The following is a 26,395-nucleotide window of genomic DNA, read 5'->3' on the forward strand; positions in this document are numbered from 1 at the left end:
AACTCCGGATTCCTTTTACACACTAGCCTATTATACCTCAATCCTATGAAATATGTTAAGCGGTGGAAGAATTTAAAAGCACAGCCCCAATTAGGAGAGCTGTGCTTTGCTTTTACGAATCTTATTTCTTGGTCAATCCTTCGTAAATCGTCTTGATATTCCATTCCATCATTTTGATGTACGTATCGCCATCTTCTCCCGGCTTTCCGAGAGAGTCCGTAAATACTTTCCCGACAATCGGTACACCCGTTTCATTCGATACCATCTCCATGCTGCGCGGATCGATACTCGTCTCTACGAACAGAGCCGGGATTTTTTTCGCACGGATCGTATCAACCACCTGTGTGACCTGCTCTGGCGTTCCTTGGTTCTCCGAGTTGATTTCCCAAATGTATGCCGCATCAAAATCGTACGCTTCGCTGAAATATTTGAATGCTCCCTCGCTCGTCACAAGCATACGCTGTTCTTTCGGAATCTGGCTGTATTGCTTAACCGCGTCCTCGTGCAAAGCAGTCAGCTGTTCGATGTACTTCTTGGCGTTTTGCTCATACGTTTCCTTGTGCGCTGGGTCCACCTTGATCAGGGCATTTTTTGCATTCTCCGCATACTTGATGCCATTGCGTACATCCAGCCAAGCGTGCGGGTCTTCTTCACTCTCTTTGCCTTTGGTTGTCAAATGCTTGGCCGCTACACCCTCACTGAGTCGGAACACGGGTGCATCCGGACCTGATTTGCCCGCTGTGGTCATGAGATTATTAAACCAAGAGTTACCCGCCTCCAGATTCAAGCCGTTGTAGAAAACCGCGTCTGCATCCGTCGTTTTTTGCACGTCAGCAGGCAATGGATCATATTCATGTGGATTGGAGCCAATCGGAGCAAGACTATGGATCTCTACCCGATCTCCTCCAACGTTTTTCACGATGTCATACAGGATGGAATACGTGGTCACGACCTGCAGCTTGTCACCATCTGACTTCGTGGGCTCGTTCGCACTTTGCGGAGCACCACACGCTGTCATTAATACGGTTGATACTAAAAAAACGAAAAACAGATTCCACTTCTTCATGACGATATTCTCCTTTACTTTGAGAGCTCGACTCGTTTTTGTCGCGCTCGGATTGATTTCCATACCACCCCGTGTTTTGGGGAGAAAAGAAAGGCCAGGAAGAATAACACGGTTGCAACCACGACAATCGTGGCACCAGAGGCCAAATTATAGGTAAAGCTAAAATAAAGGCCAATAACCGCCGACAGCATTCCAAACCCGCCAGCCAAAAAGATCATGATCGACAAACGGTCCGTCAAAAGATAGGCAGTAGCAGCCGGTGTAATCAGCATGGCCACGACTAATACGATTCCTACGGTTTGCAAGGAAGCGACAGTTACCATCGTCAGCAAGGTCATCAGCAAGTAATGAATGAGGTTGTTACGCAAGCCGTAGGCAGCCGCAATGGTCGGATCGAACGAAGTCAGTAACAGTTCTTTGAAAAAAGCGTAGACTGTCACGATGACGATGACCCCGATGCCAACCGTCACCCACATGTCTGACGAACGCACAGCCAATACATTCCCGAACAAAATGTGATACAAATCGGTACTGCTTTTCAACATCGTAACCATGATGATCCCGATCGCAAAGGCGGACGTGAACAAAATTCCAATCGCCGTATCGTTCTTGATGCGGCTATTTTGGCTCACGTAGCCAATTCCAACAGCAGTGAGTACACCCGTTAAAACAGCGCCCACGAAGAAATTGATCCCAAAAGCATAGGAGAGGGCCACCCCAGGCAAAACAGCGTGTGAGATGGCATCCCCCATCAAGGACATTCCCCGCAAGATGATAAAGCTACCGATGACGCCGCAGATTAACCCAACCACTACAGATGTAAACAATGCTTTTTGCAAAAACTCATACTGTCCAATTGCCATCAAGAAATCCATTATGCAAGCACCTCGGACTTTTCGAGAAATGGGAGTTGATAGGAATATGCTCTCGACATGACTTCTCGTTTCAGCACTTCATCGACCGTCCCGTACTTGATCAATTCTTTGTTCATTAGAAGAAGCTGATCAAAATACGCATATGCTTTGGACAAGTCATGATGGACGACGACAATCGTTTTGTCCTCAAACTGCAGCTCTTTCAAGATGCGAATGATTGTATCCTCGCTCGCCACATCAATTCCCACAAACGGCTCGTCCAGAAGCAGCAGCTCTGGTTTTTGCGCAAGTGCCCTTGCCAGGAAGACACGCTGTTGCTGCCCACCGGAGAGCTCCCCAATCTGCCTGTCGCGGAAATCCTCTAGCCCTACTTTTCTCAGACATTCCAGCGCCCACGCTTTTTCCTTTTTTTTCGGAAATTTGAACAGTCCGACACTTGGGTATGTCCCGATCAGCACTGTATCCATGACGGTGATCGGAAATGTCCAATCAATCATGCTCCGCTGTGGTACATAGGCAATTTTCTTCCGGAATTCATTTGTCTCTTTCCCAAAAATCCACACATTCCCCTTATCTCTCGGAATGAGGTCCAAGAGCGCTTTGATCAGGGTTGACTTCCCTGCCCCATTTGGACCAATGATTCCAACCATGCTCCCTAGTTCAACATCAAACGAAACATTCCGAACAACTTCATTCCCAAAGTAAGAGACATGCAGGTCCCTTACAGCGATAGCAGAATCCATGATTTTTTCCCTCCAAATAATAGCCCGTTATATGATCCCGCCAAAAAAACGATGGTGAAACGGGTAATTCCTTTATGCACATATGCCTTAACACAAAAATGTAGTCTTGTACCAATAATATTCGCCCGAACAAACTAATATGCATTCGTATAAAAAAGTTGCCCTAATGCAAAATTAAATGATTTCCATTACCATGTCAATATATTCTTTTTTCTGAAATACAAAAAAAGTGCAGCTCTTGTTTAAAAAATCCATCACTCCCAAAATGTCCCTATTTCGTTCATAATTAAAAGCTTTTTTTCTATAAAAATAAATAAACATATGTGAAACAACTATAGTTATGTTAATATGAACATTATCTGTTTGATAAAAATCTAAAAATTAAAAACTAACTAAAAATAGAGCGAGGTGGATCGTATGCAGGATCAAAAATTGGAGAGAGGTCTAAAAAATAGACACGTACAACTCATCGCGATCGGTGGAGCAATCGGAACAGGATTATTTTTGGGCGCAGGAAAATCGATTCATTTGGCCGGCCCATCCATCTTATTTGCTTACTTGATTACGGGTATCATCTGCTTTTTAATCATGCGCTCACTCGGGGAGCTCCTCTTGAGCAATTTGGACTACCATTCTTTTGTGGATTTCGTCAAAGACTATTTGGGGAATATGGCCGCATTTGTCACGGGCTGGACTTACTGGTTTTGCTGGATTTCGATCGCCATGGCTGACCTGACAGCGGTTGGTCTGTATACGCAATACTGGTTTCCGGAAATACCGCAGTGGATGCCAGGCTTAATTGCCCTCGTGATTTTGTTAATCATGAACCTAGCTACGGTGAAGCTTTTTGGAGAAATGGAATTTTGGTTCGCTCTCGTAAAGGTCATCGCGATTCTCGCCCTGATTTTTGTCGGCATCTTCATGATCATCAAGGGCTTTTCTACGAATGCAGGTGCGTCCAGCTTCACGAATCTCTGGAGTCATGGCGGAATGTTCCCGAACGGCTTCAATGGGTTCCTTCTCTCCTTCCAGATGGTCGTGTTCGCATTTGTTGGGATTGAGCTCGTCGGTTTGACAGCCGGTGAAACAGAAGATCCAAAACGAGTCATTCCAAAAGCGATTAACCAAATCCCGATTCGGATTTTGATTTTCTACGTTGGCGCACTCATCGTCATCATGAGCATTTATCCTTGGAACGCGATCAACCCATTGGAGAGTCCATTCGTGCAGGTCTTCGCAGCGATTGGCATTGCAGCCGCTGCTGGTATCGTCAACTTCGTTGTACTGACATCCGCCGCTTCCGCATGTAATAGCGCCATTTTTAGTACAAGCCGGATGGTTTACTCCCTTGCCAAAGAAAAGAATGCACCTGTGCCCCTTACCAAGCTGACTGCCAACAAGGTCCCGGCAAATGCACTACTCTTTTCGACGGTTGTTATCCTTATCGCCGTTGTATTGAATTACGTCATACCAGAAGGCGTCTTTACATTGATCACAAGCGTGTCGACCGTTTGCTTTATCTTTATTTGGGGAATTACCGTCATCTGTCATTTGAAATATCGCAAAACGAGACCAGATTTAGCAAAAGCGAATACATTTAAAATGCCGCTCTATCCTTTTGCCAACTACCTGATCCTAGCATTCCTTGCCTTCATTCTGGTCGTCCTTGCACTCGCGGAAGATACACGAGTCGCCTTGTTCATCACACCTGTATGGTTTATTTTACTCGTCGTGATTTACAAACTGCGGAAAACGAAGACAAATGAAATAGAGGTAGCAGAACACTAAGCAGCGCCTCCTGTTTTCACTTTCAACATCGGTGAAAATGGGAGGTGTTTTATTTTGATCACAAGACCCTTTTTGCACTTGAGATCGTACATAAACGGAAAATAGGAGACGAAGCCTCTTTTTCAAATTTTTTATAAAAGAAAACTAGCTTCCTTCCGCTTCGATGTGTACTATATGTAAAAAACCAAATCCAGCATGAGGTGATAGTAAACATGACACAGCAGCATTCGTCCTTTGCAAGACCTCCACTCGCAGATTGCATTCCTGATCTCGTTGCCTTTTCCAGAGGGGAGAAAAAAGCGACTCTCTTCATCCATAACGGCACTCTCGTCAATGTTCTCTCCGGTGAAATCTTGCCGAATATGTCCGTGGCTGTCGTTGGCACTCGTATCGCCTATGTCGGTCCTTTTGTGGAAGGCATGACGGATGAATCCACCAAGATCATCGATGCCAAAGGAAAGTATATGGCACCAGGACTGTTGGACGGGCACTGTCATATCGAAAGCAGCATGCTGTCCGTGACGCAGTTCGCCAATGCGGTACTGCCGCTCGGAACGACAGGCGGCTTTTTCGATGCGCATGAGATCTCAAATGTTCTCGGTCTACCTGGTTTGCGCATCATGCTGGATGAGGCGAGACAAACACCGATGGCTGCTTACATGCAGGTCGCTTCCTGCGTCCCTTCAACGGATGCTTCTTTTGAAACGGCTGGGGCAGAATTCGGACCAGCGGAGGTCGCGGAAGCATTGAGCTGGGGACCAGATATGATCGCACTCGGAGAAGTCATGAATTTCCCTGGTGTCGTATACGGAGACCCGAAAATGATTGGAGAGATTCAAGCGACACTGCGGGCAGGAAAAGTAGTGGACGGTCACTATACATGGCCTTCAAGTGATCCGCGTCTGGCTGCTTACGCCGCTGCGGGTGTAACCGGCTGCCATGAATGTGTGACCAGCGAAGATGTCGCACAGCGCGTACGCCTCGGCATGTATGCCAAAATGCGCCGCGGCTCTGCGTGGCACGATGTTGCAGCAACGATCAAAGCACACACCGAACAGGGCATTGACTCCCGCCGGATGATGCTCGTGTCCGATGACCGCATCTGTGATTCGTTGAAAGAAGAAGGTCATATGAACTTCATCGTTAGACACGCGATCTCGCAAGGAGTGAAGCCCGTTACTGCCTTCCAGATGGCGACCATCAATACAGCAGAACGATTCGGTGTCGCAAGAGATGTAGGCTCGATCGCACCGGGTATCATCGCCGATATGATTTTGCTCGAAGGAAATCTGGCTGATGTGGATGTCGTAATGACGATCGCACGCGGTGAAGTAGTGGCGGAAAACGGTGAGATGACGCTCGAACTTCCTCCGTTCCCTTACCCTGCGTTTGCTGTCAACTCTGTGAAAATCAAGGCTGAGCTCACTCCATCTGACTTCATCATCAAGACCCCTGTTCCGTCTGGGACGATCAAAACGCGCGTGGCAGTTGTCCGCGAAAATCACGTAGAGACGGACGAAGTGTTTGTCGATGTAGCTGTCGCAAATGGTGAACTTCAGGTTACGCCAGAGAGCACGTTGTGCAAAATGGCTATTTTCGAGCGCCATGGGAAAACAGGCGGCTCAGGCATCGGGATTGTCGGCAATGTCGGATTTAACCAGCCAGCAGCGATTGCCATGACTGTCGCCCATGACTGCCATAACGTGCTTGTCATCGGAAACGACGATGAGCGGATGGCACAAGCAGCCAATGCTGTGATCAGCATGCAAGGCGGTATCGCTGTCGTGACTGGAGACGGCGAAATCGTGGAGCTTCCGCTGCGTTTAGCTGGACTGATGTCGACAGAGCCTTATGAAACAGTTGTGCAGCAATCCATGGAGATTAGCCATGCATTGGTGAAAGCGGGCTGCACGATGAACTACGCCTTTATGACATTGTCTTTGCTAGCTCTGGTCGTCATACCGACCTTGCACATATCGGATACGGGCTTGATTCGCATTTCAGATGCGGGATTTGAGCGAGTATCACTGTTTGTGGAATAACGACGACATCCCCTCTTTTGCGAATGTGCAGAAGAGGGTTTTCTCTTTTCGCTACCCTATTCCTCGACCAACTGAACCACTTTACATAATTGATAGAAATAGAAAACCCCACGCATTTGTACGAGATTCATCTGATCCAGATAACGCAGTGTTTCCAAAGCGATGTTTCGCGCCTCTTTCACATCCTCTTCATTCATGTTCGCGATGGCTTCCTTTAGCTCCACAACCGATAAAGAATAGACAGCAGGTCGCAGCGTACGAAGCAGCATGATTTTGCGGATTTGCGAGCGATTGAAGAGACGGTAGCCATTTTTCTCATCTCGGGAAGTCGTAATGAGTCCTACCTTTTCCCAGTGGCGGATCGTTGAGCTGGGCAGTGAAGTCATGGCTGCTACCTCCCCAATCGTCATCCATTCGCTGTTTCCAGCTTCCTCATACTTTCCTGCTCCACCGTCTTCAAGCATCGTCAAGTTTCGTTCGGCTAACTGCTTGTCCCTATGTAGATTAGCCTGTACCTCATTCACAAGCCACAGAGCAGCCTGCAACTGTCTATCCTGAATCAGTCGCATGACCTGAGCCGTCACTTCCATTCCAAAGCCAGGAGACATGGCTTGAATACATGTAAAATAAGCGACGTGCTCCTCCGTATACTTCCGGTAGCCGCTCGCAGACCGCGCCACAGGCGGAACCAGCCCATGCGCTTCATAATTGCGCAAGGCGCTCGTGCTCAGCTTTAGCTTACGTGCAATATCAATGGGACGCATGGCAACCAGCCCCCTAACCGATTTTCTTTCATAAAGATTAAAGCTTAGTTGTAAAGTTACTTCAATCTAAATCTGCTTTATTCCTTTTATTTTGGCTAAACCTTTTAATTCGCACCAATGTTGTAAGATGAAAGTGACAAGTGGAAGGAGGCGCATTAACCCATGCACAAAGCTGAATTCGAACGGCAACTGACAACGCTCATTCAAAAAGGCTATCCTGAAATGGCGGGCATGACAGCAGATGAGTTCAGGAAAAATCTGGACCCTCTGCAACCACTGGCAGAAGCTCTCCCCATACAAGAAGACGACCAGCAAGAGGGCCTCGTCCCCTTTGTTCTCGTGGTGAAAGGCGATTGGTTCGACGGAGAAAAAGCGATGCAAGCAATCGAGCGGCAAAAGAAAGCTGGCTTCAGTGTCATAGATGCGGAAGAAATCCGGCGGTTTACACCCATCGAGGGCATCGAGATTCCTACAGGAATGGCTTACCTAATGACCGGAATTGATACAGGAAAAGAGACGTTGAACGTCACTCCGAATGACGCGATGCCCACCCTCTTGGAGCAACAGCGTTCTCCGCTCACGCTGGAAGAAGGGATTGCCCTGATCACTCACTTCCCGGATCAGGTAAAGAAAAACAACGGCTTTTCTCTACTCGGCTCTCGTTGTGGCGACCGACGCGTAACTGCCATGTGGATCAGCGAAAATAAACCGAAGCTAGGCTGGTGCTGGGCCGGCAATCCACATACGTGGCTCGGTTCGGCTTCCTGCCAAGCTCGTTTGGACGAAAAAAAACCTTGAAGCTCATTCAAGGTTTTTTCTTTCTTATTCTTTTTCATTCAACGTAACGCCATTTATTTTCAAATGAGCGCGAAACATTTCCAGCATCGAAGGCATCGCCTCTTTTTCTGGCCAAGAATCCGCCTTCCACAAGCCTGCTTGTTTAAATGCGCGCGGGCAATGAAGGAAGCACTCTTCTACCTTCACGATCACGCCCATGCCGTTTGTTTTACCCTTCCATTCTTGCGCAGCGAGTAGCTCTGCATCTTTCGTAATGCGGGCTGATCCGTTAATTCTCAACACTTCTTCCAGACCAGGAATCAGGAAAATCATATCCACCTGCGGATTGGCGATGATATTCAGCAAAGAGTCGACCCGTCTGTTCCCCATTCGCTCTGGAAAAATAATATGGTGATCATCCAGCACTTTAACGAAGCCCGGCTCGTCGCCTCGCGGGGAAACGTCACATCTACCTGAAGCATCTGCTGTAGACAAGAAAAACAACGGCGACATAGACACGTAATGAATCACATGCGACTCAACCTGCGCGATGCTTTTTTTCACAACCGCCTCGTGCGGTTCTCCTACCAGACTTTTTAGTTCTTCTGCACTGGTGATGAGATCTTTTACTTCCAACGGATTCCACATAGTTTCTACTCTCCTCTCTCTATGTATATCTTTTCTTCGTCTACCGGTGCTTTGGCTTCTCGGTTACTGATGTAATCTTTGTAAGCAACAATTTTACGTTCCAGCATACCATCCACATCGATTAAAGTTTTTATTTGCTGCTCAATATAGTGTTTGTGTTCTTCTAAAAGACTCAATCGAGCTGTGGTAGTATGTTCTCCTTCTAAAAACAGTGAAGCGTACTTCTTGATTTTCGAGACAGGCATTTGCGTTTCTTTTAACTTGATAACGAATTGCAGCCATCGAATATGTGAATCGTTATATCGCCTGTCACCGTTTTCATCGCGATCAGGAATAATTATTTTTTCCTTTTCATAATAACGCAGCGTATGTGTGCTTAACCCTAATAGATGTGCCACTTCACCAACTGTGTGCATTAGAAACCTCCACATAGATTTTATACCCTTGACTTAGAGTTTACTCTAATCAGTATAATCAGCTCATCGTTACTACTCAATGAAAACCAGGGAATAAAATTCAGGAGGGGTATTCATGAAATATACGGTCATTACGGGAGCAAGTTCAGGAATTGGCTTTGAAACCGCTCTGGCATTTGCTGCTCGTGGAAAAAACTTAATTGTAGCAGCTCGTCGAACGGAGGAATTAGAAAAGGTAAAAGCAAAAGTGGCTGAAATCAACGCAAAATTGGATGTAGTCATTCGAACAGTAGACTTAAGTGTGCGTGCAAATGTTCATGATTTTTACGACAGTCTAAAGGATTATGAGATTGAGACCTGGATTAACAATGCGGGGTTCGGAAACTTTGCTTCTGTTGGGGAACAAAACTTGAATAAAATTGAGTCCATGCTTCACTTGAACATTGAAGCACTAACTATTCTATCTTCTCGTTATGCTCGTGACTATGCACATGTTAAAGGAACGCAAATCATCAATATTTCTTCAGGCGGAGGTTACAAAATCATTGCTGACGCCGTGACCTATTGCGCAACGAAGTTCTATGTAAGTGCCTTTACGGAAGGGCTAGCACAAGAATTGAGGGAGAACGGAGCAGCCATGCAAGCAAAAGTCTTGGCACCTGCTGCAACAGAGACCGAATTTGCGAAGCGTTCCTTTGATATTGATCATTTTGAATATGCTGGTGCACTTCCTAAGTTCCATACAGCTAAGCAAATGGCCGATTTCTTGCTCGATTTATATGACAGTGAGAAGGTCGTTGGAATAGTGAATGGAGCAACATATGAGTTCGAGCTAAGGGATCCAATCTTTACGTATGTGACGAGGTCAAGAAACTAGTTTTTTTATCACTCCGAGACGTTTTTCGCATAAAAAAGAGGATGAGTAAGTCTCATCCCCTTTTTTATGATTACACCATAACTTTGCAAATGTCGTTCGTAAACTCAACCGGGTCTTGAATCGGCAAGCCTTCGATCAAGAGAGCCTGATTGTACAGGAGGGCCGTATACAGATTGACCTTTTCCTTGTCAGTGTCAAAGGCACCCTTCAACGACTGGAACACCGCATGGTTCACATTGATCTCCAGTACCTTGTCTGCCTTGACATTCGAATTGTTTGGCATCGCATTCAAGATTTTTTCCATTTCAATCGTCACTTCACCCTCAGTCGACAAGCAGACAGGGTGTGACTTCAAGCGCTTGGAAGCTTTTACGGCTTTGACTTTTCCTTCGAGCAGCGATGCCATATAGTCGAACAGTTCTTTGTTATTTTCGTTTTCGACTTCGGCTGCTTTTTCTTCTTCGCCTGGCTCGATTCCCAAATCCCCGCTCGATACGGATTTGAATTCCTTTTCCTTGTAGTTCATCATCATTTTGATCGCGAACTCATCGACGTCATCTGTGAAGTACAGGATTTCGTAACCTTTCTCGGATACGAGCTCTGTTTGCGGCAGTTTTTCGATTCGCTCGATCGACTCGCCAGATGCGTAGTAGATGTACTTTTGATCTTCTGGCATTCTCTCTACGTACTCTTCTAGCGTCACCAGCTTTTTCTCTTTGGAAGAGTAGAACATCAACAGGTCTTGCAGTGTTTCTTTATGTGTTCCGTAGTCGCTGTACATGCCGTATTTCAGCTGTCTGCCAAATGAATTGTAGAACAGCTCGTATTTCTCACGCTCTGTTTTCAGCAAGCTTTGCAGCTGGCTTTTGATTTTGCTCGTGATGTTTTTCGCAATCAGCTTCAATTGACGGTCATGCTGCAGCATCTCACGAGAAATGTTGAGCGACAGGCTCTCGGAGTCAACCATCCCTTTGACAAAGCTGAAGTAGTCTGGAAGCAGGTCCGCGCATTTGTTCATGATCAGTACACCGTTTGCATACAGCTCCAGACCTTTTTCGTACTCCTTCGAGTAGTAATCAAATGGCATGCTCTCCGGGATGTACAAAATCGCCTGATAAACAACGGCTCCATCTGCACTGATGTGGATGTGCTTGAGCGGCTTGTCGAAGCCATAATGCTTGCTGGCATAAAACTGTTCGTAATCCTCAGTCGTCAGCTCGCTTTTATTTTTTCGCCAAATCGGAACCATGCTGTTCACGATTTGCTCTTCCGTCACTTGTTCGTACTCGTTTTCGCTGCCCTCTTTTGGCTGATGCTGCGTAACGTCCATTTTGATCGGGTAACGAATGAAGTCAGAGTACTTTTTGATAATCGCTTTTAAACGGTACTCTTCCAAAAACTCGTCGTAATTCTCTTCTTCTGTATTCTCTTTGATTTCGAGATTGATTTCGGTCCCGACGGAATCTTTGTGATAAGGCTCGATCGTGTAGCCATCCGCCCCGCTGGACTCCCATTTGTACCCCGTGTCGCTGCCCAGTGCTTTACTGATGACCGTAACCTTGTCGGCAACCATGAAGGCCGAGTAGAAACCTACACCGAATTGACCGATGATGTTGTACCCATCCTTCGCGTCGTTTTCTTTTTTGAACGCCAAAGAGCCGCTCTTCGCAATGACACCCAGATTATTTTCCAGTTCATCCTGCGTCATGCCGATCCCGGTATCTGTCAGAGTCAAAGTTCTGGTGTCTTTGTTAACCGCAATTTTGATGAAATAGTTCTCTTTATCAAACACCAATTGATCATCGACGAGCGATTTGTAGTAAATTTTGTCAATCGCGTCACTCGAATTGGAAATCAACTCGCGCAAAAAGATTTCCTTTTGTGTGTAAATAGAATGGATCATCATTTCCAACAGACGTGTAGATTCTGCTTGAAACTGCTTTTTTTCCATGAAATACCCACCCTTCCGGACTTCTTATGTATTCCTTTTCCAATGTTAGCACTCTCACCTCGCGAGTGCTATTCACTATTTTTATAACAGTCTTAGATTTTTCTGTCAATATGAACCAGCTGTTCAAGGATAATAAAGTATTAGACTAACGTATCTTTTTCACTCATCCAGCACTGGAATTCGTAACGCATCAGAAAAAATGAACTTAATTATTTTGATTTTTTGCTCCCCACTCACATAACTCTTCCAAAACGGGTAATAGTGTTTTCGCTTTATCCGTGAGACTGTACTCGACTTTAGGAGGAACTTGAGGATACTCTTTCCGTTTCACCAAACCATCCGCTTCCAATTCTTTTAGTTGTGAACTTAATGTTTTATAAGTAATAGCTCCTATTTGTCTTTTCAGATCATTGAAGCGAACCGGTTGGTTTTCTGCTAGAAGATAAATAATAACCATTTTCCATTTACCACCGATTACTGACAATGTATAACCAAAAGGTGTATCTTGAATATTTTTAACTTTACCTTTATATTCAGCCATACTCATATTTACACTATCCTTTCCGGTAGTAGCTATCAATAAAGTGCGTACTGCTTTTTTATTTTTGGTCCGTTTATACTAGCCTTACTTTGAAGCAAAGGAGAGACAAACGTGACTAAAAAAACAATACGCCTGTTAATGCCGCAATGGCAAGGGGGAAATAACCCTAACTACTCTCTTGGAGCCGAGTTGCTTGCGTGGCTAGCTCCGGACAATGATCAACCCCTTATTCATATACCAGTTCGAGCTTATGATGGAACTCCGCTTGAAAACGAGAACGGTACTTATGGGAGAAAACAACTACTTGAACAAGTAGAGGCTGCTCATCATATCATTGATGCTCATAAGCCAGATCGGATTGTGATGTTTGGCGGTGACTGCTTGGTAGAGCAAGCTCCATTTGCGTATTTAAACAAACGATACGGTGGTGAATTAGGTTTAATTTGGATCGATGCTCACAGTGATTTGGTTAGGATTGTTGGGTATGACTACGGACATACATTACCTCTTGGGAATCTTTTGGGAGAAGGAGATGAAGAGTTCGCAAAACATGTGGAAATCCCTCTGAAGCCTGAAAATATCTTTATGGCGGGATTAGAAGCTCCTACAGAGCAAGATTCAGAAATCATTCAAAGGCTAGGTATTAAAACAGCGGGAACGAAAGCGTTGATGAAAAGTACTGAATCTGTAAAAGAGTGGATAAAAGAAAGTGGTATTAAGCACCTAGCTATTCACCTTGATTTAGATGTCCTTGACCCAAAGGCATTCCGCTCTTTATTATTCGCCAACCCTGAAGCACCTTATAATCTTTCTGCTGCGGGAACAATGCAAATACCTCAACTACTTCATCTGATTAAAGAACTATCTGAAGAAACAGATGTAGTTGGATTAGGTATAACCGAGCATATGCCGTGGGATTCTATTAACTTGAAGAAACTGCTTGGAGAAATACCTATTTTAAATAAGTAAAGTTTAAGAGCTTGAGAATGAAGATGGATAGAAACAAAAACCCTCGGGTCAATTTGAAGTGCACCCCTTAAAGTAGACATTGGAAAAACCCCTGTGGTTTACCGATGAACTTTAGGGGGTGCATTTTTTTATGGCAGCTAAAGGGCAAAAGTTTATGAGCTATCCAGAAACACTGAAAAGGGAAGCCATACGTTTACATCTTGAGGAAAAATGGACGTATAAACGAATTACAGAACATCTGGGAATTCTGGACAAAGATCGTGTGAGAAAGTGGATGAGAAAGTATAGACAGCTTGGAGAGTTTGGACTCCTAGATCAACGTGGACGTCGGGAGACGTATATTGACCAGGACCGTCATGTTCAAAAATTAAAGCGTGAAAATGAAATCCTAAAAAAGTGTTTGGAAATCTGGGTACGGGAGGTGTAAGGAAGAAATATCACATGGTGGAGACATTGTCTTCAATCTTCATGGTAACTGAGATTTGTAAGGCTTTAGGTGTCTCGAGAAGCGGATATTATAAATACCTCTCCACTAGAAAACAGAACAAGGACAAAGCTTTGAAAGAGAAAATCAACATGATCTATAAGCAAAGGAAAGGAATTTACGGCTACCGCAGAATTCAAGCAGAACTAGTACGCCAGTATGGTTGTAAAGTAAACCATAAAAAAGTGTTACGGTTGATGCAAAATCTGGGGATTAAAGCAGTTATTCGCCGGAAACGTGCCCATATCACCACTTTTCAAGCCATTGTTTCCGATGGACGTGTAGCCGAGAACATGCTAAATCGTAATTTCGTTGCTCAGAGACCAAATCAAAAATGGGTAACTGACGTTACCCAATATCGAATCGGAGATGAACGCATCTATCTCTCAGCAATTAAAGATTTGTGTACGCGCGAAATTGTTGCCTATCATATCAGCTCTCGAAACGACAATGCGCTTGTTCTTCAGACTTTCAAGAAAGCATTTAAAACACAAAAAGACGTGACTGGTGTGATCGTTCACAGCGATCAGGGTCACCAGTACACGTCTCATGCATACCACGACATGCTGCCTACGGTTGGCGCCAAAATCAGCATGTCACGACGAGGCAATTGCCTAGACAACTCCTCGATGGAGAGCTTCTTTTCTCATTTGAAAACCGAAGCTCTATATCCCTATGATATACGAGATGTACAAGATGCTCAAAGAAGAATTGAGGAATATATCCATTTTTACAACGAAGAACGTCTTCAACTGAAATTAAAAAAACTGACGCCTAGTGAATTTAGACGTCAGTTAGCGGCCTAACGGCCAGGGTTTTTCTTACTGTCTACGAAATGGGGTCTTGACCAATTGCCCAAGGGTCTCCTTTGCTTGCTCCTTATTATTTCACCGGAATATAGCCCGTTTTTTCTACTAATTCTTGTCCTTGTGGAGACAAAATCCATTCGATCAGTTTCTCTGCATTCGGATTGTCTGTCCCAGCTGTCACTACGTAAAACTGAGCCGCAAACGGATACGCTCTGTTTTTTATCGTTTCCTTATTAGGCAGTACCCCATCAATTGCGAGTAGACGAATGTTACCGTTTCGCACCATCTCCGTGGCATAAAACAAGAACGAGTAACCGATGGCATTCGAATAATTTTTGTAGTTGGCTGTTTGCTCGATGATTCCGCCCATCCCTGTTACCACGTCTTCTTGTGGCGCGGTCATGAGCTCTTTATCTCCCATGATCTTCTGCAGCATCGTCTGACTCCCGCTATTTTCTGGCCGCTGAAAGGCACGAATAAACTCATAGCCGCCCCCAACTCCATCCCAAGAAATGATATCTCCCGCATAGATGCCCTGAATCTGCTGGGTAGTGAGCCCCTGAACAGAATTCTCTGCATGGACAAAAAAGACAAAGGCTTCCCTTCCGATTGGTGTCAGCTTGAGTTCTACGCCTTTTTCTTTTGCGGCTAGGAGCTGTTCTTCAGAAGGACCTGCTGCAAAGATGACATCGACTTTGCCATCCAGTAAGTTTTCATACGCATTTGGCGTCTTACTTACCATGACTTCGCTGTCGTAGAGGTCGTACGCTTTCTCGGGATAAACAGCCTGCACAAAGGAAGCGTAAAGCGGATACAAAGCCGTCGCCCCATCTATTTTGGGCAAATCAGACTGTAACGACAGTGTCGCTGGTTGATCAAGTTTTTGAATTTTGGAGTCTGTACCAAACGGTTTATACTGCTCCAGATTGACCTCTGCCTCACTGACCACAGGAATGCTGTTATGGTAATAGCTGCTGATCTCATATCCTGCAACTGGCAGCGTACAAAAGAGAAAATAGACAAAGAGGGCTCGGTTCCATAAGCGACTCTTTTGCGGGGCGAAGATTTGGCCGATGATGTAGAGGATAAAAACGACCGTCGTGACAGCAACAAGAAGGGAATACACTCTTCCCTGTGCGTTCAGGGCAGTCATCACCACCGCCACCACTCCGATCACCGTGATGATCGCACCTAAAACGATACAGCCGAAGATTTTCCCTACCAATTCTTTGTTCATTCCTTCTCCTCCCAGTTCTCCTACCGTTATTATAAATGATTGGAAGAGATTAGGAAGGAGAAGCATACCAAACGAGCCAATTCACTCAACACCTAACCATTCCTTGTAATCTTTTGCCCATTTTTGCAAGTCATTGATGAACAGGCTGGCGTGATATCCATCACAAACCGCATGATGGACTTGTAAAGAAACAGGCAATAACGTTTTGCCTTCTTGCTCGAAATACTTTCCACTTGTAATGATTGGCAGCAAATACCGCCCATCTCCCGAAATATTCAGATTAAACCCACTGAAGCTAACCCAGGGAATACACGAGACTGGGAAAGTATAAGGGGGTTCCAGTTCTTTCGCCACAAGACCTTTGTTGTTCCCGTACTGTTTCATATCCGCTACGTAATTTTGATAAAACACATGGAACTCGTCAGCGAAATCCGTCCACATCGTAGAAAAAGTTTGATCATCCTGATGAAAAAAAGTATAGCTGGGTATCATACTCTCCCAATAGCCCAACTCGCCATCTGTATGAAAGGAAGTCCGAAATTCGCGATGCGCATTGACAACGTTCGTCACCATATACAGAAAAGCCGGGTACAGCTTCAACCCCTTTTGCCGTAGAGCGGGGAGCAATTCCGTTATATCAATGTTGGCAGTCATACTGAAGGTGCAATTTACTCGGTTCAGATAATGCTCGAAATAAGACCTTCTGCTCCAATTATCTAGATCGATTCGCTGAAATTTCATTGGATATCCCTCCTAAAATCGAAAACATCATGATTTTAGGAGGTGATTTTGCGTGTCCTTTTCATAACACCATCCCCTTCTCCAATCCTGCCTTACCCCTCCAGCATACCATTTGCATCCCTTCCTGACATCAGCCTGTGTATAGCTGAAATGTTTAAGTAGAAATAGGGAAGGGAAAAGGAAATCGATGGTAAAGGAGGAACATGATGAAAAATATGATATTATGCGTAGCTCTTTTCGTTTCTATTCTTTTTTCAACTCCCGTGCCTGTACAAGCCAGTCAGTTCAGCGATATCCCGGATGGACATTGGGCTCGGGAATCGGTTGATTTCATGGTGAAAAAAGGTGTTTTAAGCGGCTATTCCAATGGAGCCTTCAGACCGAATGAGGCGATTGACAGAGCCGAGTTAACTGTTATGGTTCATAAGTTGTTTAATAAGCTTCGTCCGAATCTCAACAAAGAATCCCCCGTGCAGAAAATACAAAAGTTTGAAGATGTCCCCAAAAGCCATTGGGCCTATCAGCCATTGATGGAAATGTACGACGCAAACTCATTTGGTGTTGTAGATTGGGACTGGGACAAAGTTTACATTTATCCCGAAAAAAAGGTAACACGCTGGGATGCTCTGTACTTCTTCCAATCGTTTTTTGGTGAAAAGATGTATCAAATGCCTGACGATCAAGTCTTGCCAATACTTGCAGAAATTGACGACATTACCATACAGTCGTTTGATTCAACTGGGTACTCAACGCGTTATCCTGGTTCACGTGCTGTAGATAAAATTGATGACGGCGAATACACGATTAGCTATAGTCACCTCGACACTGGAGAACTCATATTTGCCAACGGTGACATTGACACATTAAAAGCATATGCACTCGCATGGCTCGTCGGCAACGACATTATGAGTACGTGGAAAAACCAATTGGAAATACACGATCCACTCACACGAGCGGAGGCCGTGGTGATGCTACACCGTACTTACAACATCTTATTAGCGGACGGTTCTCTCTCAACTTATACGAGTAAATAATCCTCTCCCAAACTCTCATTGTAAAAAAGGAGCCCTCCCATTTGGAAGGCTCCTTTTCACCAATTGCCCCTTACTCCATCTGCATTTTGCTCATATCCATATACAGCACATTCCACCGATGACCATCCAAATCAGCGAAGCCCGCTCCGTACATTCCCGGACCATGCTCCCGCGGTTCACTGAAAACAGTGCCCCCAGCCTCTACCACCTGACCCACCAATTCATCCACTTCTTCTCTGCTCTCAGCATCGATCGAAAACAACACTTCCGTTCCGCGCTTCGTATCTGCCAGCTCATTTTGCGTAAACGATTGGAAGGTAGCTTCCGGGAAAAGCATCACTAGGAGGTTTTTCTCACCAATCACCAAGCCCGCTACATCTTTGCTGTTCTCATGGCGAGGATGAAAAGAGAATCCGAGTGCGGCAAAAAACGTTTTGGACTTTTCGAGGTCCTTGACAGGCAAATTGATCCAAAGCTCTTTTGTCATGGGAATTTCTCCTTTGCGTTTTGGTTGGATGATGCTTGTTATTCTCCTTTAAGAATAGCAGAATCATGCTCGAAGGCTTCTTCCCGATTGCTATTATTAGTCAAATCGTTCATTCGTATTATCCGATATTGACACTCGGAATTAGAACCGATAAAGTATTGGATAAACTTGGTTGTACAAGCGCGAAAATTCAAAAAATATTAATGAGGTGGGCACATGGCAAACGATTTGATTCAAGCAATTACCCTGTTAAAACAAAAAGAATGGGTCGATCTCACGCACACATTCGGTCCAGAATCTCCGCACTTCCACGCCTTTGACGCCGCCGAATTCCAAACGCTGTTCACACATGACGACGGCTTCTTTGCCCAGCGCTTCTCTTTTCCTGGACAGTACGGTACGCACTTGGATGCACCGATTCACTTCGTGCGCAACAAGCGTTACTTAGACGAGATCGAGCTGAAGGAGCTCGTATTGCCGCTCATCGTCATCGACAAATCAAAAGAAGCCGAAGCCAACAACGACTATTCGCTTTCCGTGGGAGACATTTTGCATTTTGAAACCGAGCATGGTCAAATCGAGAGCGGCTCCTTCGTCGCCTTGCGCACAGATTGGAGCAAGCGCTGGCCAGATGTGGATGCCTTCAACAATAAGGATGCAGATGGCAATAATCACGCTCCTGGCTGGTCTTTGGAGGCTTTAAAATTTTTGTTCGAAGAAAGACAAATCAAAGCAGTCGGTCACGAAACCTTCGATACGGATGCGACTATCGATTACCGGAAAAACGGAGCGCTTTTGGGTGAATATTTCGTGCTCGATCAAGACACCTATCAAGTTGAGCTGCTCAAAAATCTCGATAAGCTCCCAGCAAAAGGTGCTGTCATTGTAAACATTACACCGAAGCCTGAAAAAGCCTCCGGGTTTCCTGTTCGTTCGTTTGCGATTTTGCCTTAAACACAAAGCCGAGGAAACGCCAGGTATCATCACCGATCACCTGTCTTCCACTCGGCTTTTCTTCTGAAATTGCCCTATGTATCCAACGAGGATTTACGGATAACAGCTACACTGGACTCCCTTACAATCAGCCGCGGCTCGAACTGTACGCGTTCGTACGCCCCTGCCCCTTGCTCTCGAATCCGTTTCAGCAAAAGCTCAGTCGCCAGCCGTGCCACCTCTTCTCCCATGATCGAAACAGAACTGATCTGCGGAGTCGTTATCGTCGTCCACACATTGTTGTCAATTCCCACGACCGCGACATCTTCTGGCACGCGGACTCCCAGCTCCTTGAACCGATTCACGATCCCGATTGCCACCATGTCATTGACCGCATAGATGGCATCCGGCATGTTTTTCAAGCTAAAAAAGTAATCAGCAGCACGAAGCCCCGTCTCAAACGAGAAGTCCTCACCAAAATACACTAGCGAAGGATCGACGTGCTGAAGCGAAGCCTCATAGGCAAAATACCGCTCCTCGATCTTGTCCTTCGGCGCGCCTGCGTAAGCAATTCGCGTACGGCCAATTTTGATTAGATGCTCCATGACGAGTCGACCTTCTTGACGGGCCATGCTAACCACATCTGCTTTCACATTGTCCTCGAGCTTTTTCCCATAGTTAATAATCGAAACCGGAACACTCGCTTTGTTAATCATCTGGACCAACGTCTTCGGATAGGCGAGCGGCATGATAATCAGCCCGTCTACATGCAGCTTTTTGACCTCACGCACAGTCTCAAGCTCCATTCGGGCATTTCCTGCTGTATTAATTTGTACGACACGGTAGCCATGCTGCTTGGCCGCTTGCTCGACTGACCAGGCGATATCTGGAATAATTGCATTTCGAATGTCAGGAACAGCCAGTGCGATTTGATAGGTTTGGCGCACCTTTAGACTTTGTGCAGAAGTGTTCGGAATAAAGCCCAGCTCGTCGATCACCTGCAAAATCAACGCTTTCGTCTTAGGACTGATCCCCGCGCTGTCATTGATGGCTCTCGATACTGTTGCGATTCCTACGCCAGCCTTCTTCGCAACGTCTTCTATTGTCACTTTATTTTTTGTATCCAACGCCTTGCTTTCCTTTCCATATCGGAATCGTTTTCTATGTTTCCGAGCTAAAATGTGTTTTCCTACCGCTATTATAGCATACACAAAACCAATGGTAACGAGGCGTGGCCAAAACAAAGCAGACAACTCCGCACCTGTTGCACAACACGTATACATCTTCTCAACTTAGCGAGAATCAGCATCCTCTCCTCAACCAATTGCACACCATCTCAAACTCTTTCCTAGGAAATCAAATTGACAAGACGCCAAACTTATGACATATTATTTCCGGAAACGTTTCCTATTTTTCTTGCTGAATTTCATATAGAATCCAATTCGAACGAGGAGATGGCAGATATGAAAGCATTACGTTGGCACGGTTTGAAAGACCTCCGTTTGGAAACCATTTCGGAACCGATTGCGTCCAAAGGTAAAGTGAAAATCAGAGTCGAGTGGTGCGGTATTTGCGGAAGCGACTTGCACGAATACGTGGCTGGCCCGATCTTCATCCCACAGGGAGCTGAACATCCACTTACAGGCGAAAAAGCCCCGATCGTAATGGGGCATGAATTTTCCGGACAAGTAGTGGAAATCGGGGAAGGCGTGAACACCATCAAGGTTGGGGATCGCGTCGTTGTCGAGCCGGTTTTCGCTTGCGGAACATGCACTGCGTGCAGACAAGGCAAATACAATCTTTGTGAAAAAATGGGCTTCCTCGGTTTGGCTGGCGGTGGTGGCGGCTTCTCGGAATACGTGGCTTGCGATGAGCACATGGTCCACAAAATCCCAGACAGTCTCTCTTATGAGCAAGGCGCTCTTGTCGAGCCATCTGCCGTAGCCCTTTACGCAGTACGTTCGAGTCAGTTGAAAGCCGGCGACAAAGCTGTCGTATTCGGCGCCGGTCCTATCGGCCTGCTTGTCATTGAAGCACTGAAAGCAGCAGGTGCGGCTGAGATTTATGCAGTGGAGCTGTCCCCTGAACGTAAAAACAAGGCAGCTGAGCTGGGCGCCATCGTCATCGATCCGAAAGAATACGACGTAGTCCAGGAAATTCACAACCGGACAAACGGCGGCGCAGATATCGCCTTTGAAGTCACAGGCGTGCCTCCTGTCCTCACGCAAGCCATCGAATCTACCAAAATCGCTGGACAAATCATGATCGTCAGCATCTTCGAAAGAGAAGCGTCAATCAAACCGAACCACATCGTCATGAAAGAACGCAACATGACAGGCATCATCGGCTACCGCGACGTATTCCCTGCTGTCATCAGCCTGATGGAAAAGGGCTTCTTCCCAGCGGACAAGCTGGTCACCCAGCGAATCAAGCTCGACGACATTGTGGAGCATGGGTTTGAAGCACTGCTAAAAGAGAAAAACCAGGTGAAAATTCTCGTTAGCCCGAGAGCATAAGCGAAAACGATTCCATAAATAAAAAAACGGAGAGAAAGCAGGGTTACTTCCTGTTTTCCACTCCGTTTTTTCTCGTTACTCTCTTCGATTTTTAACCTTGGGGTACCACCGATAAAACGCGGATTTCGTACGTTATCAAGACCTAAATTTTATAATGTCATAAAAAATAAAGGATGTTACATATTAGTCATGTATAATATGTAACATCCTTTTACTTGTTGTTAAACAAACGCGCCCGATTGTTGAAGATCGTTATTGAACTAATGCCCCCGTTAGCTGAACAAGATAATTATATAAAGTACTGTTAACTTTTTTAATGAAAATTTCGGAACTGTAATATTTGATTTACTTCACCAATTTGTGGGTTCTACCATTCTTCTCTATCATGATTTTCCATATAAAATTGTTCAACAACACTGACAATCATAGTTAGCTAATTATTTATACAACAATAAAGAAATTCCATCCTATTAATAATGCAAATAATAAAGTTAACAAAGTAATTGTAAGAAAATAAAATACTTTACGTTTTTTAGAACTTACTATTTTTCTCATATATTTGATAGAGAAGAAGGCTGCAATAACTGTACATACGAGTAAGGGATAATTCAGTAAAAGATGAGGTTTGACCTCCGCAAAGGTACGGAATTTATTCATCATAATTCTAGTAATACATATTAGATTGTTTAAAAAAGTTATTGTGCCACATAATATTAACATTGAATAGTAGAAATTAAATCTTTTATCTTCTAATTCTAATTGTTTCTTTCTATTTTTAAATTTAAGAATGAGTAAAATCAGTGGTGCAATTAAGAAATACAGAGTTGTACTTAATAATACTAAAACACTAGCAATTAAAACTGGGATTGTTCTATCAGGTGGTAGTTCAGATAAATCCATACCATGTCCTACAATTATCTGTTTCACTTTGCCTTCTTCCATTTTGAATTGTAAAATGGGATACGCATTTCTAAAAACAGGGAAATTTTCTTTAACAAGTTCATAATAATATGGTTTCGTCTGTACATAAGTACCTTTATATTGCCCTAAACTCATTGTGATTTCATTTTTGTTCGTTGCACTAACAGTATATAAATTTTGATAATTTGCAAATTCTAAAAAATTTCCCTCTTGCCGTTGAAATGGAACATATTTTCCATCTACTTCATTTGAAGAAGGTAGTTTTAGATAAGGAACTTTACTCTCTGTATGCTTTTTACCAATTAACAATTCTTGTACTCCAAATAGAATGTCCATTTCAGCACTTGCATTTGTAAGGATTACAATTCCAAATCTTTCTTCAGGTACTATCGCAAATTGACTTGAAAATGTTGCAGTATTACCTCCATGACCAATAGTACGGTATTCTCCCACATATTCAAAAAAACCATGTGCCGTTCCAACCATTTCTCCATCTAAACTGTAACTTGGTGAAAACATAGTTTCTAATGTGTCTGAATTATCAAATAGTGGTGACTTTTGACCTTTTTCTGGAGTTATTGCAATTGCATATTTTGCCAAATCTTCTACCGTACCGTTTATAGAACCTGCTGGATAATGAGAAACATATGACCAATTACCAAGTATGAAACCTCCTTCTGGATTTGGTAAATATCCCTTTGCTTTTGTTTCTAAAAGTTTTTTATTATCATCAAATGTTGTATTTCCCGTTGTATTATTCATCTCAAGTACATTAAATAAATGTTCCCGTTCATAATCATGAAATGGCTGTTTACTTATACATTCCACTACATAACCAGCAAGAGATGCTCCATAGTTACTATACGAACTAGCTGTTCCCACTTTATAATACTGTTTAGATTTATCAAGTAGTAATGCTTCTTCAAGAGGGAATAATCCATCCTTTGAAAAAGCAATTGTATTAAAGGCGTAGTCTCCAAATCCAGCAGCATGATTCATAAGATCTCTCATTGTAACAGTTTGTTGGAAATTAAGTTTTTTTGCAAAGTCAGAAGGTAGATATGTTTTAATATCCTCATCTAAATCAAGTTTACCTTGTTCAACTAATTGCATTGCAGATGTCCAAGTGAATAATTTACTTATGGATCCCCATTCAAAAACTGTCTTTGATGGATCAACTGAAATTTGCTTTTCAACATCCGCATATCCATAGCCTTTTGAGAGAATAATTTGACCATCTTTCACAACTGCAATTGCAGCCCCTGGTGTTGTTTTGTCTAAATACTTCGATACATATTGATCTATCTTTTCTTCCATCTCATTCAATGGAATACCCGAAGGTGTTTCCCCGTTAATTTTCTTTAATTCCGCTGCAAAACTAAGTTTTGTACTTAGTCCAAAAACAGTCAAAAACATAATAATACTAACTGTTAATATCAATTCTATTCTTTTTATCATTTTCGTATCCCCTCTTATAAAAGTATTAGTCTTAGATTAACGCCCTTAGAGAAAAGCTATAAAATCAATATCTTTAAGAGCATTTAACTCTGCTTAACCAAACTTCATTATCGTTATCGATAATGATAAAGTAAAAGTTGAATGATTGCAATAATTATTCTCATTATTTATAATAGGAATGAAAAACCGGATGAATAAGAGGGGATATTATGGTCAATAAAGTTGATGTTTTAATGCATCCCGTTAGAATGAAAATTTGCCAATCATTAATGAGAAATAAAGAAAATGGATTAACACCTTTAGAAATGGTCAAAATCATTAAAGATGTACCTCAAGCAACTCTATATAGACAGTTACAAATTATGATGGATTCTGGAATTATTCACGTTATTAAAGAAAAAAAAGTGAAATCTGTTTCTGAAAAATATTATGCTTTAAAAGAAGATGAGGCTAGAATCGATGCGGAGGAATGGAAAAAAGCATCGCAACAGCAGAAACTTGATTATGTTACTTACTACCAATTATCTCTTTTGTATCAATATCAAAGTTATCTTAAAAAATTAGAAGAGCAAAACAATTCAGAGGATAGTGCTACTTTTTCTTTAGCCGCGTTAACGTTAGATGATGAAAAATTCAATCAATTCCAAAATGAATTAAACGAATTAATTAATAAGTACTACCATAATACAAGTGAAAATAATGCAGAAGATACTCCAGTTCGAACAGTTGCTATTACAATTATTCCAGATGCTTAAGAGACAATAATGCCTCTTAAGCATCTAGCATTGCACCTTAGTATTCTACGTTCTTCTTCAGCTAGCCTGCCCCGTTACTTTAAGTACAAAACTTCACAATCTCTTCTAAAATCTAACATAAATATCCAGTTTTCATTAAAGTGTTATTCAATTAAATGGCCCTTTAGTTGAATAAGGAGGGAACGATGTTCCCTTAGATTTTTTTATAAACCTCTGCATAAGCAAATTTTAACTGCTCACGTAGTTCTTTATTTTCTTCATCCAATTTCTTAATTTTACGTTTTAAAGATACTATAATTGCATCTTTATTATTCTCATCCATCTCACGTTTTATCTGCTTTGGAGTTGAAACTTGGGCTTGCTGCTCTCGTAACGATTCAATTCGTTCTCGTATTTCTGGTACCCCACCTTGCTGTCTGGTTGGAACCAGCGCGATCTCACGAATGTTTTTTTGCCCGCAATCGAGCTGATATTTATAATCGTACGCGTCTTGCACTCGTATGCTTCAAAATCGCTTCGATGACGACATCCCAATCCCCATGTGGAAGCTCATGCCCTGTCCCTTCCAACGTGAGCAAGACTGCTCCCGGAATGGTGTTTGCAAGATGCAATGCATGCGCGAAAGGAATGAGCAAGTCTTCTGTACCGTGAATCACGAGAGCTGGTACAGCGATTTCCCCTGTCCGCATCAGGTACGTTTCACCGGTCGTCACGAAGGCGTGGTTGTTCTTACTCGCATAATGGTTGCTTCTGGCGATATCTATTTGGGCCAATTCACGAACGCGCGCCTCGTCAAAAGGATGCTTGGAACCGATCAAAACCTTCGAACTCGCCACGGCAACCTCTAAAACCTCTTGTTCATCCTCCCAATTGATTTCCCTCATATTGCTGAAAAACTCCATCAGCTTCTCATCGATTGGAGGTAGGTCAGGAGCAAAATTGGACGTTGCGTGCAATGTGATCGTGCGAACTCTTTCGGGATGTCGCAATGCAATGATTTGCGTCAACATTCCGCCCATCGACATACCAAGGATGTGCGCCTGCTGTACGCCGAATGCATCTAGGACGTGAACAGCGTCATCCGCCATATCTTCAAATGTATAGCCAGGTTGGCCAACCTCGTAGGTCGTGGAACGTCCGACATCCCGATTATCAAAACGAATAACAAAGCGTCCAGCGTCGGCTATTCGCTGACAAAATTCTTCCTCCCACCAAAGCATGGACATCTGGGCTCCCATAATCAGCAAAATCGCCGGATCTGTGGGCTTCCCAAAGCTTTCCGCACATATTTCCACACCGTTCACTTTTAATATCTGTTCTGCCATTGTAAGTTTTCCTCCTCAACGAACTGAAATAAAAAAACACAGGCTAGGCTGCCTGTGCTTACGTCATCGAAAAAGGAAGAAGAAACGAAAACCATGAACATCAGATACCAGCATCTGATTGTACAGAATTGGTTCCATTCTCTTCGTAGATCATGCAAATAGAGGAGGTCATCACGCTTGCCTTCCTCACTCCATTTGCCCATGATTCAATTGGGTTACCGTAGCGGCAATCCATTTT

The 26,395-nt window shown here is 43.8% G+C and carries 26 protein-coding genes; 11 read left to right on the top strand and 15 right to left on the bottom strand.

What is annotated here, in order from left to right; genetic code table 11:
* Positions 1 to 121 precede the first annotated feature (121 nt).
* The 3 genes from HP399_RS23570 to HP399_RS23580 are packed head-to-tail and all read right to left on the bottom strand — an operon-like array spanning position 122 to position 2,684.
* On the bottom strand, positions 122 to 1,066 hold the full coding sequence (locus HP399_RS23570) for a metal ABC transporter substrate-binding protein (RefSeq protein ID WP_173621439.1): 945 nt from the start codon (positions 1,064 to 1,066) through the stop codon (positions 122 to 124).
* A gap of 14 nt (positions 1,067 to 1,080) precedes the next feature.
* Positions 1,081 to 1,941 carry a metal ABC transporter permease gene (locus tag HP399_RS23575; protein ID WP_173621440.1) on the bottom strand — a complete coding sequence of 287 codons (861 nt, stop codon included), beginning with the start codon at positions 1,939 to 1,941 and terminating at the stop codon, positions 1,081 to 1,083.
* Positions 1,941 to 2,684, bottom strand: coding sequence for a metal ABC transporter ATP-binding protein (locus HP399_RS23580; RefSeq protein WP_173621441.1), 744 nt, complete (start codon positions 2,682 to 2,684; stop codon positions 1,941 to 1,943). Before HP399_RS23580 ends, HP399_RS23575 begins: the two co-directional genes overlap by 1 nt.
* Positions 2,685 to 3,101: 417 nt before the next feature.
* Between HP399_RS23580 and HP399_RS23585 the strand changes: the two genes are divergently transcribed.
* Both HP399_RS23585 and HP399_RS23590 read left to right on the top strand, forming a co-directional pair.
* Positions 3,102 to 4,472, top strand: coding sequence for an amino acid permease (locus HP399_RS23585; RefSeq protein WP_173621442.1), 1,371 nt, complete (start codon positions 3,102 to 3,104; stop codon positions 4,470 to 4,472).
* Positions 4,473 to 4,684: 212 nt separating this feature from the next.
* Positions 4,685 to 6,514 carry an adenine deaminase gene (locus tag HP399_RS23590; protein WP_173621443.1) on the top strand — a complete coding sequence of 610 codons (1,830 nt, stop codon included), beginning with the start codon at positions 4,685 to 4,687 and terminating at the stop codon, positions 6,512 to 6,514.
* Between the two features lie 56 nt (positions 6,515 to 6,570).
* On the opposite strand, the gene HP399_RS23595 is transcribed toward HP399_RS23590, so the two are convergent.
* Positions 6,571 to 7,278, bottom strand: a complete 708-nt coding sequence (locus tag HP399_RS23595; RefSeq protein ID WP_173621444.1) for a MerR family DNA-binding transcriptional regulator — start codon at positions 7,276 to 7,278, stop codon at positions 6,571 to 6,573.
* A 162-nt stretch (positions 7,279 to 7,440) separates the two neighbouring features.
* Between HP399_RS23595 and HP399_RS23600 the strand changes: the two genes are divergently transcribed.
* A complete protein-coding gene (locus tag HP399_RS23600) occupies positions 7,441 to 8,076 on the top strand; it encodes a DUF5701 family protein (protein WP_173621445.1) in 636 nt (211 codons plus the stop codon).
* Between the two features lie 24 nt (positions 8,077 to 8,100).
* Here HP399_RS23600 and HP399_RS23605 read toward each other — a convergent pair whose 3' ends face one another.
* Positions 8,101 to 8,703 carry an MSMEG_1061 family FMN-dependent PPOX-type flavoprotein gene (locus tag HP399_RS23605; protein ID WP_173621446.1) on the bottom strand — a complete coding sequence of 201 codons (603 nt, stop codon included), beginning with the start codon at positions 8,701 to 8,703 and terminating at the stop codon, positions 8,101 to 8,103.
* A gap of 5 nt (positions 8,704 to 8,708) precedes the next feature.
* Positions 8,709 to 9,119: a MerR family transcriptional regulator gene (locus HP399_RS23610; protein WP_173621447.1), complete on the bottom strand. Its 411-nt coding sequence runs from the start codon at positions 9,117 to 9,119 to the stop codon at positions 8,709 to 8,711.
* 115 nt (positions 9,120 to 9,234) lie between these two features.
* Here HP399_RS23610 and HP399_RS23615 point away from each other — a divergent pair, with 115 nt between their 5' ends.
* The gene (locus tag HP399_RS23615; protein ID WP_173621448.1) at positions 9,235 to 9,996 is read left to right on the top strand and encodes an SDR family NAD(P)-dependent oxidoreductase; all 762 of its coding nucleotides are present in this window, start codon (positions 9,235 to 9,237) and stop codon (positions 9,994 to 9,996) included.
* 70 nt (positions 9,997 to 10,066) lie between these two features.
* On the opposite strand, the gene htpG is transcribed toward HP399_RS23615, so the two are convergent.
* Together htpG and HP399_RS23625 are read right to left on the bottom strand one after the other, a co-directional pair.
* Positions 10,067 to 11,947 carry a molecular chaperone HtpG gene (htpG, locus tag HP399_RS23620; protein WP_173621449.1) on the bottom strand — a complete coding sequence of 627 codons (1,881 nt, stop codon included), beginning with the start codon at positions 11,945 to 11,947 and terminating at the stop codon, positions 10,067 to 10,069.
* Positions 11,948 to 12,152: 205 nt separating this feature from the next.
* On the bottom strand, positions 12,153 to 12,494 hold the full coding sequence (locus tag HP399_RS23625) for a winged helix-turn-helix transcriptional regulator (protein WP_144617096.1): 342 nt from the start codon (positions 12,492 to 12,494) through the stop codon (positions 12,153 to 12,155).
* Positions 12,495 to 12,599: 105 nt separating this feature from the next.
* On the opposite strand from HP399_RS23625, the gene HP399_RS23630 reads away from it, so the two are divergent.
* From HP399_RS23630 to HP399_RS23640, 3 genes are all read left to right on the top strand, one after another.
* Complete coding sequence (locus HP399_RS23630) at positions 12,600 to 13,457, top strand: arginase family protein (RefSeq protein ID WP_173621450.1); 858 nt, start codon at positions 12,600 to 12,602, stop codon at positions 13,455 to 13,457.
* 154 nt (positions 13,458 to 13,611) lie between these two features.
* Entirely contained in the window at positions 13,612 to 13,884 is a 273-nt protein-coding gene (locus tag HP399_RS23635) for a helix-turn-helix domain-containing protein (protein WP_228088556.1), read from the top strand.
* 41 nt (positions 13,885 to 13,925) lie between these two features.
* On the top strand, positions 13,926 to 14,747 hold the full coding sequence (locus HP399_RS23640; protein WP_255654190.1) for an IS3 family transposase: 822 nt from the start codon (positions 13,926 to 13,928) through the stop codon (positions 14,745 to 14,747).
* A 76-nt stretch (positions 14,748 to 14,823) separates the two neighbouring features.
* On the opposite strand, the gene HP399_RS23645 is transcribed toward HP399_RS23640, so the two are convergent.
* Positions 14,824 to 15,987 carry a PstS family phosphate ABC transporter substrate-binding protein gene (locus tag HP399_RS23645; RefSeq protein WP_173619930.1) on the bottom strand — a complete coding sequence of 388 codons (1,164 nt, stop codon included), beginning with the start codon at positions 15,985 to 15,987 and terminating at the stop codon, positions 14,824 to 14,826.
* A gap of 81 nt (positions 15,988 to 16,068) precedes the next feature.
* A complete protein-coding gene (catA, locus tag HP399_RS23650) occupies positions 16,069 to 16,728 on the bottom strand; it encodes a type A chloramphenicol O-acetyltransferase (protein WP_173619931.1) in 660 nt (219 codons plus the stop codon).
* A 203-nt stretch (positions 16,729 to 16,931) separates the two neighbouring features.
* Between catA and HP399_RS23655 the strand changes: the two genes are divergently transcribed.
* The gene (locus HP399_RS23655; protein ID WP_228088328.1) at positions 16,932 to 17,762 is read left to right on the top strand and encodes an S-layer homology domain-containing protein; all 831 of its coding nucleotides are present in this window, start codon (positions 16,932 to 16,934) and stop codon (positions 17,760 to 17,762) included.
* Between the two features lie 70 nt (positions 17,763 to 17,832).
* On the opposite strand, the gene HP399_RS23660 is transcribed toward HP399_RS23655, so the two are convergent.
* Positions 17,833 to 18,249, bottom strand: coding sequence for a VOC family protein (locus HP399_RS23660; protein ID WP_173619932.1), 417 nt, complete (start codon positions 18,247 to 18,249; stop codon positions 17,833 to 17,835).
* Between the two features lie 216 nt (positions 18,250 to 18,465).
* Here HP399_RS23660 and HP399_RS23665 point away from each other — a divergent pair, with 216 nt between their 5' ends.
* Positions 18,466 to 19,203, top strand: a complete 738-nt coding sequence (locus HP399_RS23665) for a cyclase family protein (RefSeq protein ID WP_173619933.1) — start codon at positions 18,466 to 18,468, stop codon at positions 19,201 to 19,203.
* Positions 19,204 to 19,277: 74 nt separating this feature from the next.
* Here the strand turns inward: HP399_RS23665 and HP399_RS23670 are convergent, their stop codons facing one another.
* Entirely contained in the window at positions 19,278 to 20,309 is a 1,032-nt protein-coding gene (locus HP399_RS23670; protein ID WP_039960918.1) for a LacI family DNA-binding transcriptional regulator, read from the bottom strand.
* A gap of 336 nt (positions 20,310 to 20,645) precedes the next feature.
* Between HP399_RS23670 and HP399_RS23675 the strand changes: the two genes are divergently transcribed.
* Positions 20,646 to 21,698 (top strand): 2,3-butanediol dehydrogenase, encoded by a 1,053-nt coding sequence (locus tag HP399_RS23675; protein ID WP_173619934.1) that lies wholly within the window; start codon positions 20,646 to 20,648, stop codon positions 21,696 to 21,698.
* 441 nt (positions 21,699 to 22,139) lie between these two features.
* On the opposite strand, the gene HP399_RS23680 is transcribed toward HP399_RS23675, so the two are convergent.
* Positions 22,140 to 24,077, bottom strand: coding sequence for a serine hydrolase domain-containing protein (locus HP399_RS23680; RefSeq protein WP_173619935.1), 1,938 nt, complete (start codon positions 24,075 to 24,077; stop codon positions 22,140 to 22,142).
* 209 nt (positions 24,078 to 24,286) lie between these two features.
* On the opposite strand from HP399_RS23680, the gene HP399_RS23685 reads away from it, so the two are divergent.
* Positions 24,287 to 24,832, top strand: a complete 546-nt coding sequence (locus HP399_RS23685) for a helix-turn-helix domain-containing protein (protein WP_173619936.1) — start codon at positions 24,287 to 24,289, stop codon at positions 24,830 to 24,832.
* A gap of 193 nt (positions 24,833 to 25,025) precedes the next feature.
* On the opposite strand, the gene HP399_RS23690 is transcribed toward HP399_RS23685, so the two are convergent.
* Positions 25,026 to 25,277 (bottom strand): transposase, encoded by a 252-nt coding sequence (locus HP399_RS23690; protein WP_173620153.1) that lies wholly within the window; start codon positions 25,275 to 25,277, stop codon positions 25,026 to 25,028.
* A 28-nt stretch (positions 25,278 to 25,305) separates the two neighbouring features.
* Positions 25,306 to 26,157: a BRB family alpha/beta fold macrolide esterase gene (locus tag HP399_RS23695; RefSeq protein ID WP_173619937.1), complete on the bottom strand. Its 852-nt coding sequence runs from the start codon at positions 26,155 to 26,157 to the stop codon at positions 25,306 to 25,308.
* Positions 26,158 to 26,395: the final 238 nt, after the last annotated feature.

This window comes from Brevibacillus sp. DP1.3A (assembly GCF_013284245.2).
Classification (GTDB): domain Bacteria; phylum Bacillota; class Bacilli; order Brevibacillales; family Brevibacillaceae; genus Brevibacillus.

Excerpts from the sequence above, each read along its gene's own strand:
- HP399_RS23570 (WP_173621439.1), bottom strand. The coding sequence starts at position 1,066 with ATGAAGAAGTGGAATCTGTTTTTCGTTTTTTTAGTATCAACCGTATTA.
- HP399_RS23575 (WP_173621440.1), bottom strand. The coding sequence starts at position 1,941 with ATGGATTTCTTGATGGCAATTGGACAGTATGAGTTTTTGCAAAAAGCA.
- HP399_RS23580 (WP_173621441.1), bottom strand. The coding sequence starts at position 2,684 with ATGGATTCTGCTATCGCTGTAAGGGACCTGCATGTCTCTTACTTTGGG.
- HP399_RS23585 (WP_173621442.1), top strand. The coding sequence starts at position 3,102 with ATGCAGGATCAAAAATTGGAGAGAGGTCTAAAAAATAGACACGTACAA.
- HP399_RS23590 (WP_173621443.1), top strand. The coding sequence starts at position 4,685 with ATGACACAGCAGCATTCGTCCTTTGCAAGACCTCCACTCGCAGATTGC.
- HP399_RS23595 (WP_173621444.1), bottom strand. The coding sequence starts at position 7,278 with ATGCGTCCCATTGATATTGCACGTAAGCTAAAGCTGAGCACGAGCGCC.
- HP399_RS23600 (WP_173621445.1), top strand. The coding sequence starts at position 7,441 with ATGCACAAAGCTGAATTCGAACGGCAACTGACAACGCTCATTCAAAAA.
- HP399_RS23605 (WP_173621446.1), bottom strand. The coding sequence starts at position 8,703 with ATGTGGAATCCGTTGGAAGTAAAAGATCTCATCACCAGTGCAGAAGAA.
- HP399_RS23610 (WP_173621447.1), bottom strand. The coding sequence starts at position 9,119 with ATGCACACAGTTGGTGAAGTGGCACATCTATTAGGGTTAAGCACACAT.
- HP399_RS23615 (WP_173621448.1), top strand. The coding sequence starts at position 9,235 with ATGAAATATACGGTCATTACGGGAGCAAGTTCAGGAATTGGCTTTGAA.
- htpG (WP_173621449.1), bottom strand. The coding sequence starts at position 11,947 with ATGGAAAAAAAGCAGTTTCAAGCAGAATCTACACGTCTGTTGGAAATG.
- HP399_RS23625 (WP_144617096.1), bottom strand. The coding sequence starts at position 12,494 with ATGAGTATGGCTGAATATAAAGGTAAAGTTAAAAATATTCAAGATACA.
- HP399_RS23635 (WP_228088556.1), top strand. The coding sequence starts at position 13,612 with ATGAGCTATCCAGAAACACTGAAAAGGGAAGCCATACGTTTACATCTT.
- HP399_RS23640 (WP_255654190.1), top strand. The coding sequence starts at position 13,926 with ATGGTAACTGAGATTTGTAAGGCTTTAGGTGTCTCGAGAAGCGGATAT.
- HP399_RS23645 (WP_173619930.1), bottom strand. The coding sequence starts at position 15,987 with ATGAACAAAGAATTGGTAGGGAAAATCTTCGGCTGTATCGTTTTAGGT.
- catA (WP_173619931.1), bottom strand. The coding sequence starts at position 16,728 with ATGAAATTTCAGCGAATCGATCTAGATAATTGGAGCAGAAGGTCTTAT.
- HP399_RS23655 (WP_228088328.1), top strand. The coding sequence starts at position 16,932 with ATGATGAAAAATATGATATTATGCGTAGCTCTTTTCGTTTCTATTCTT.
- HP399_RS23660 (WP_173619932.1), bottom strand. The coding sequence starts at position 18,249 with ATGACAAAAGAGCTTTGGATCAATTTGCCTGTCAAGGACCTCGAAAAG.
- HP399_RS23665 (WP_173619933.1), top strand. The coding sequence starts at position 18,466 with ATGGCAAACGATTTGATTCAAGCAATTACCCTGTTAAAACAAAAAGAA.
- HP399_RS23675 (WP_173619934.1), top strand. The coding sequence starts at position 20,646 with ATGAAAGCATTACGTTGGCACGGTTTGAAAGACCTCCGTTTGGAAACC.
- HP399_RS23680 (WP_173619935.1), bottom strand. The coding sequence starts at position 24,077 with ATGATAAAAAGAATAGAATTGATATTAACAGTTAGTATTATTATGTTT.
- HP399_RS23685 (WP_173619936.1), top strand. The coding sequence starts at position 24,287 with ATGGTCAATAAAGTTGATGTTTTAATGCATCCCGTTAGAATGAAAATT.
- HP399_RS23695 (WP_173619937.1), bottom strand. The coding sequence starts at position 26,157 with ATGGCAGAACAGATATTAAAAGTGAACGGTGTGGAAATATGTGCGGAA.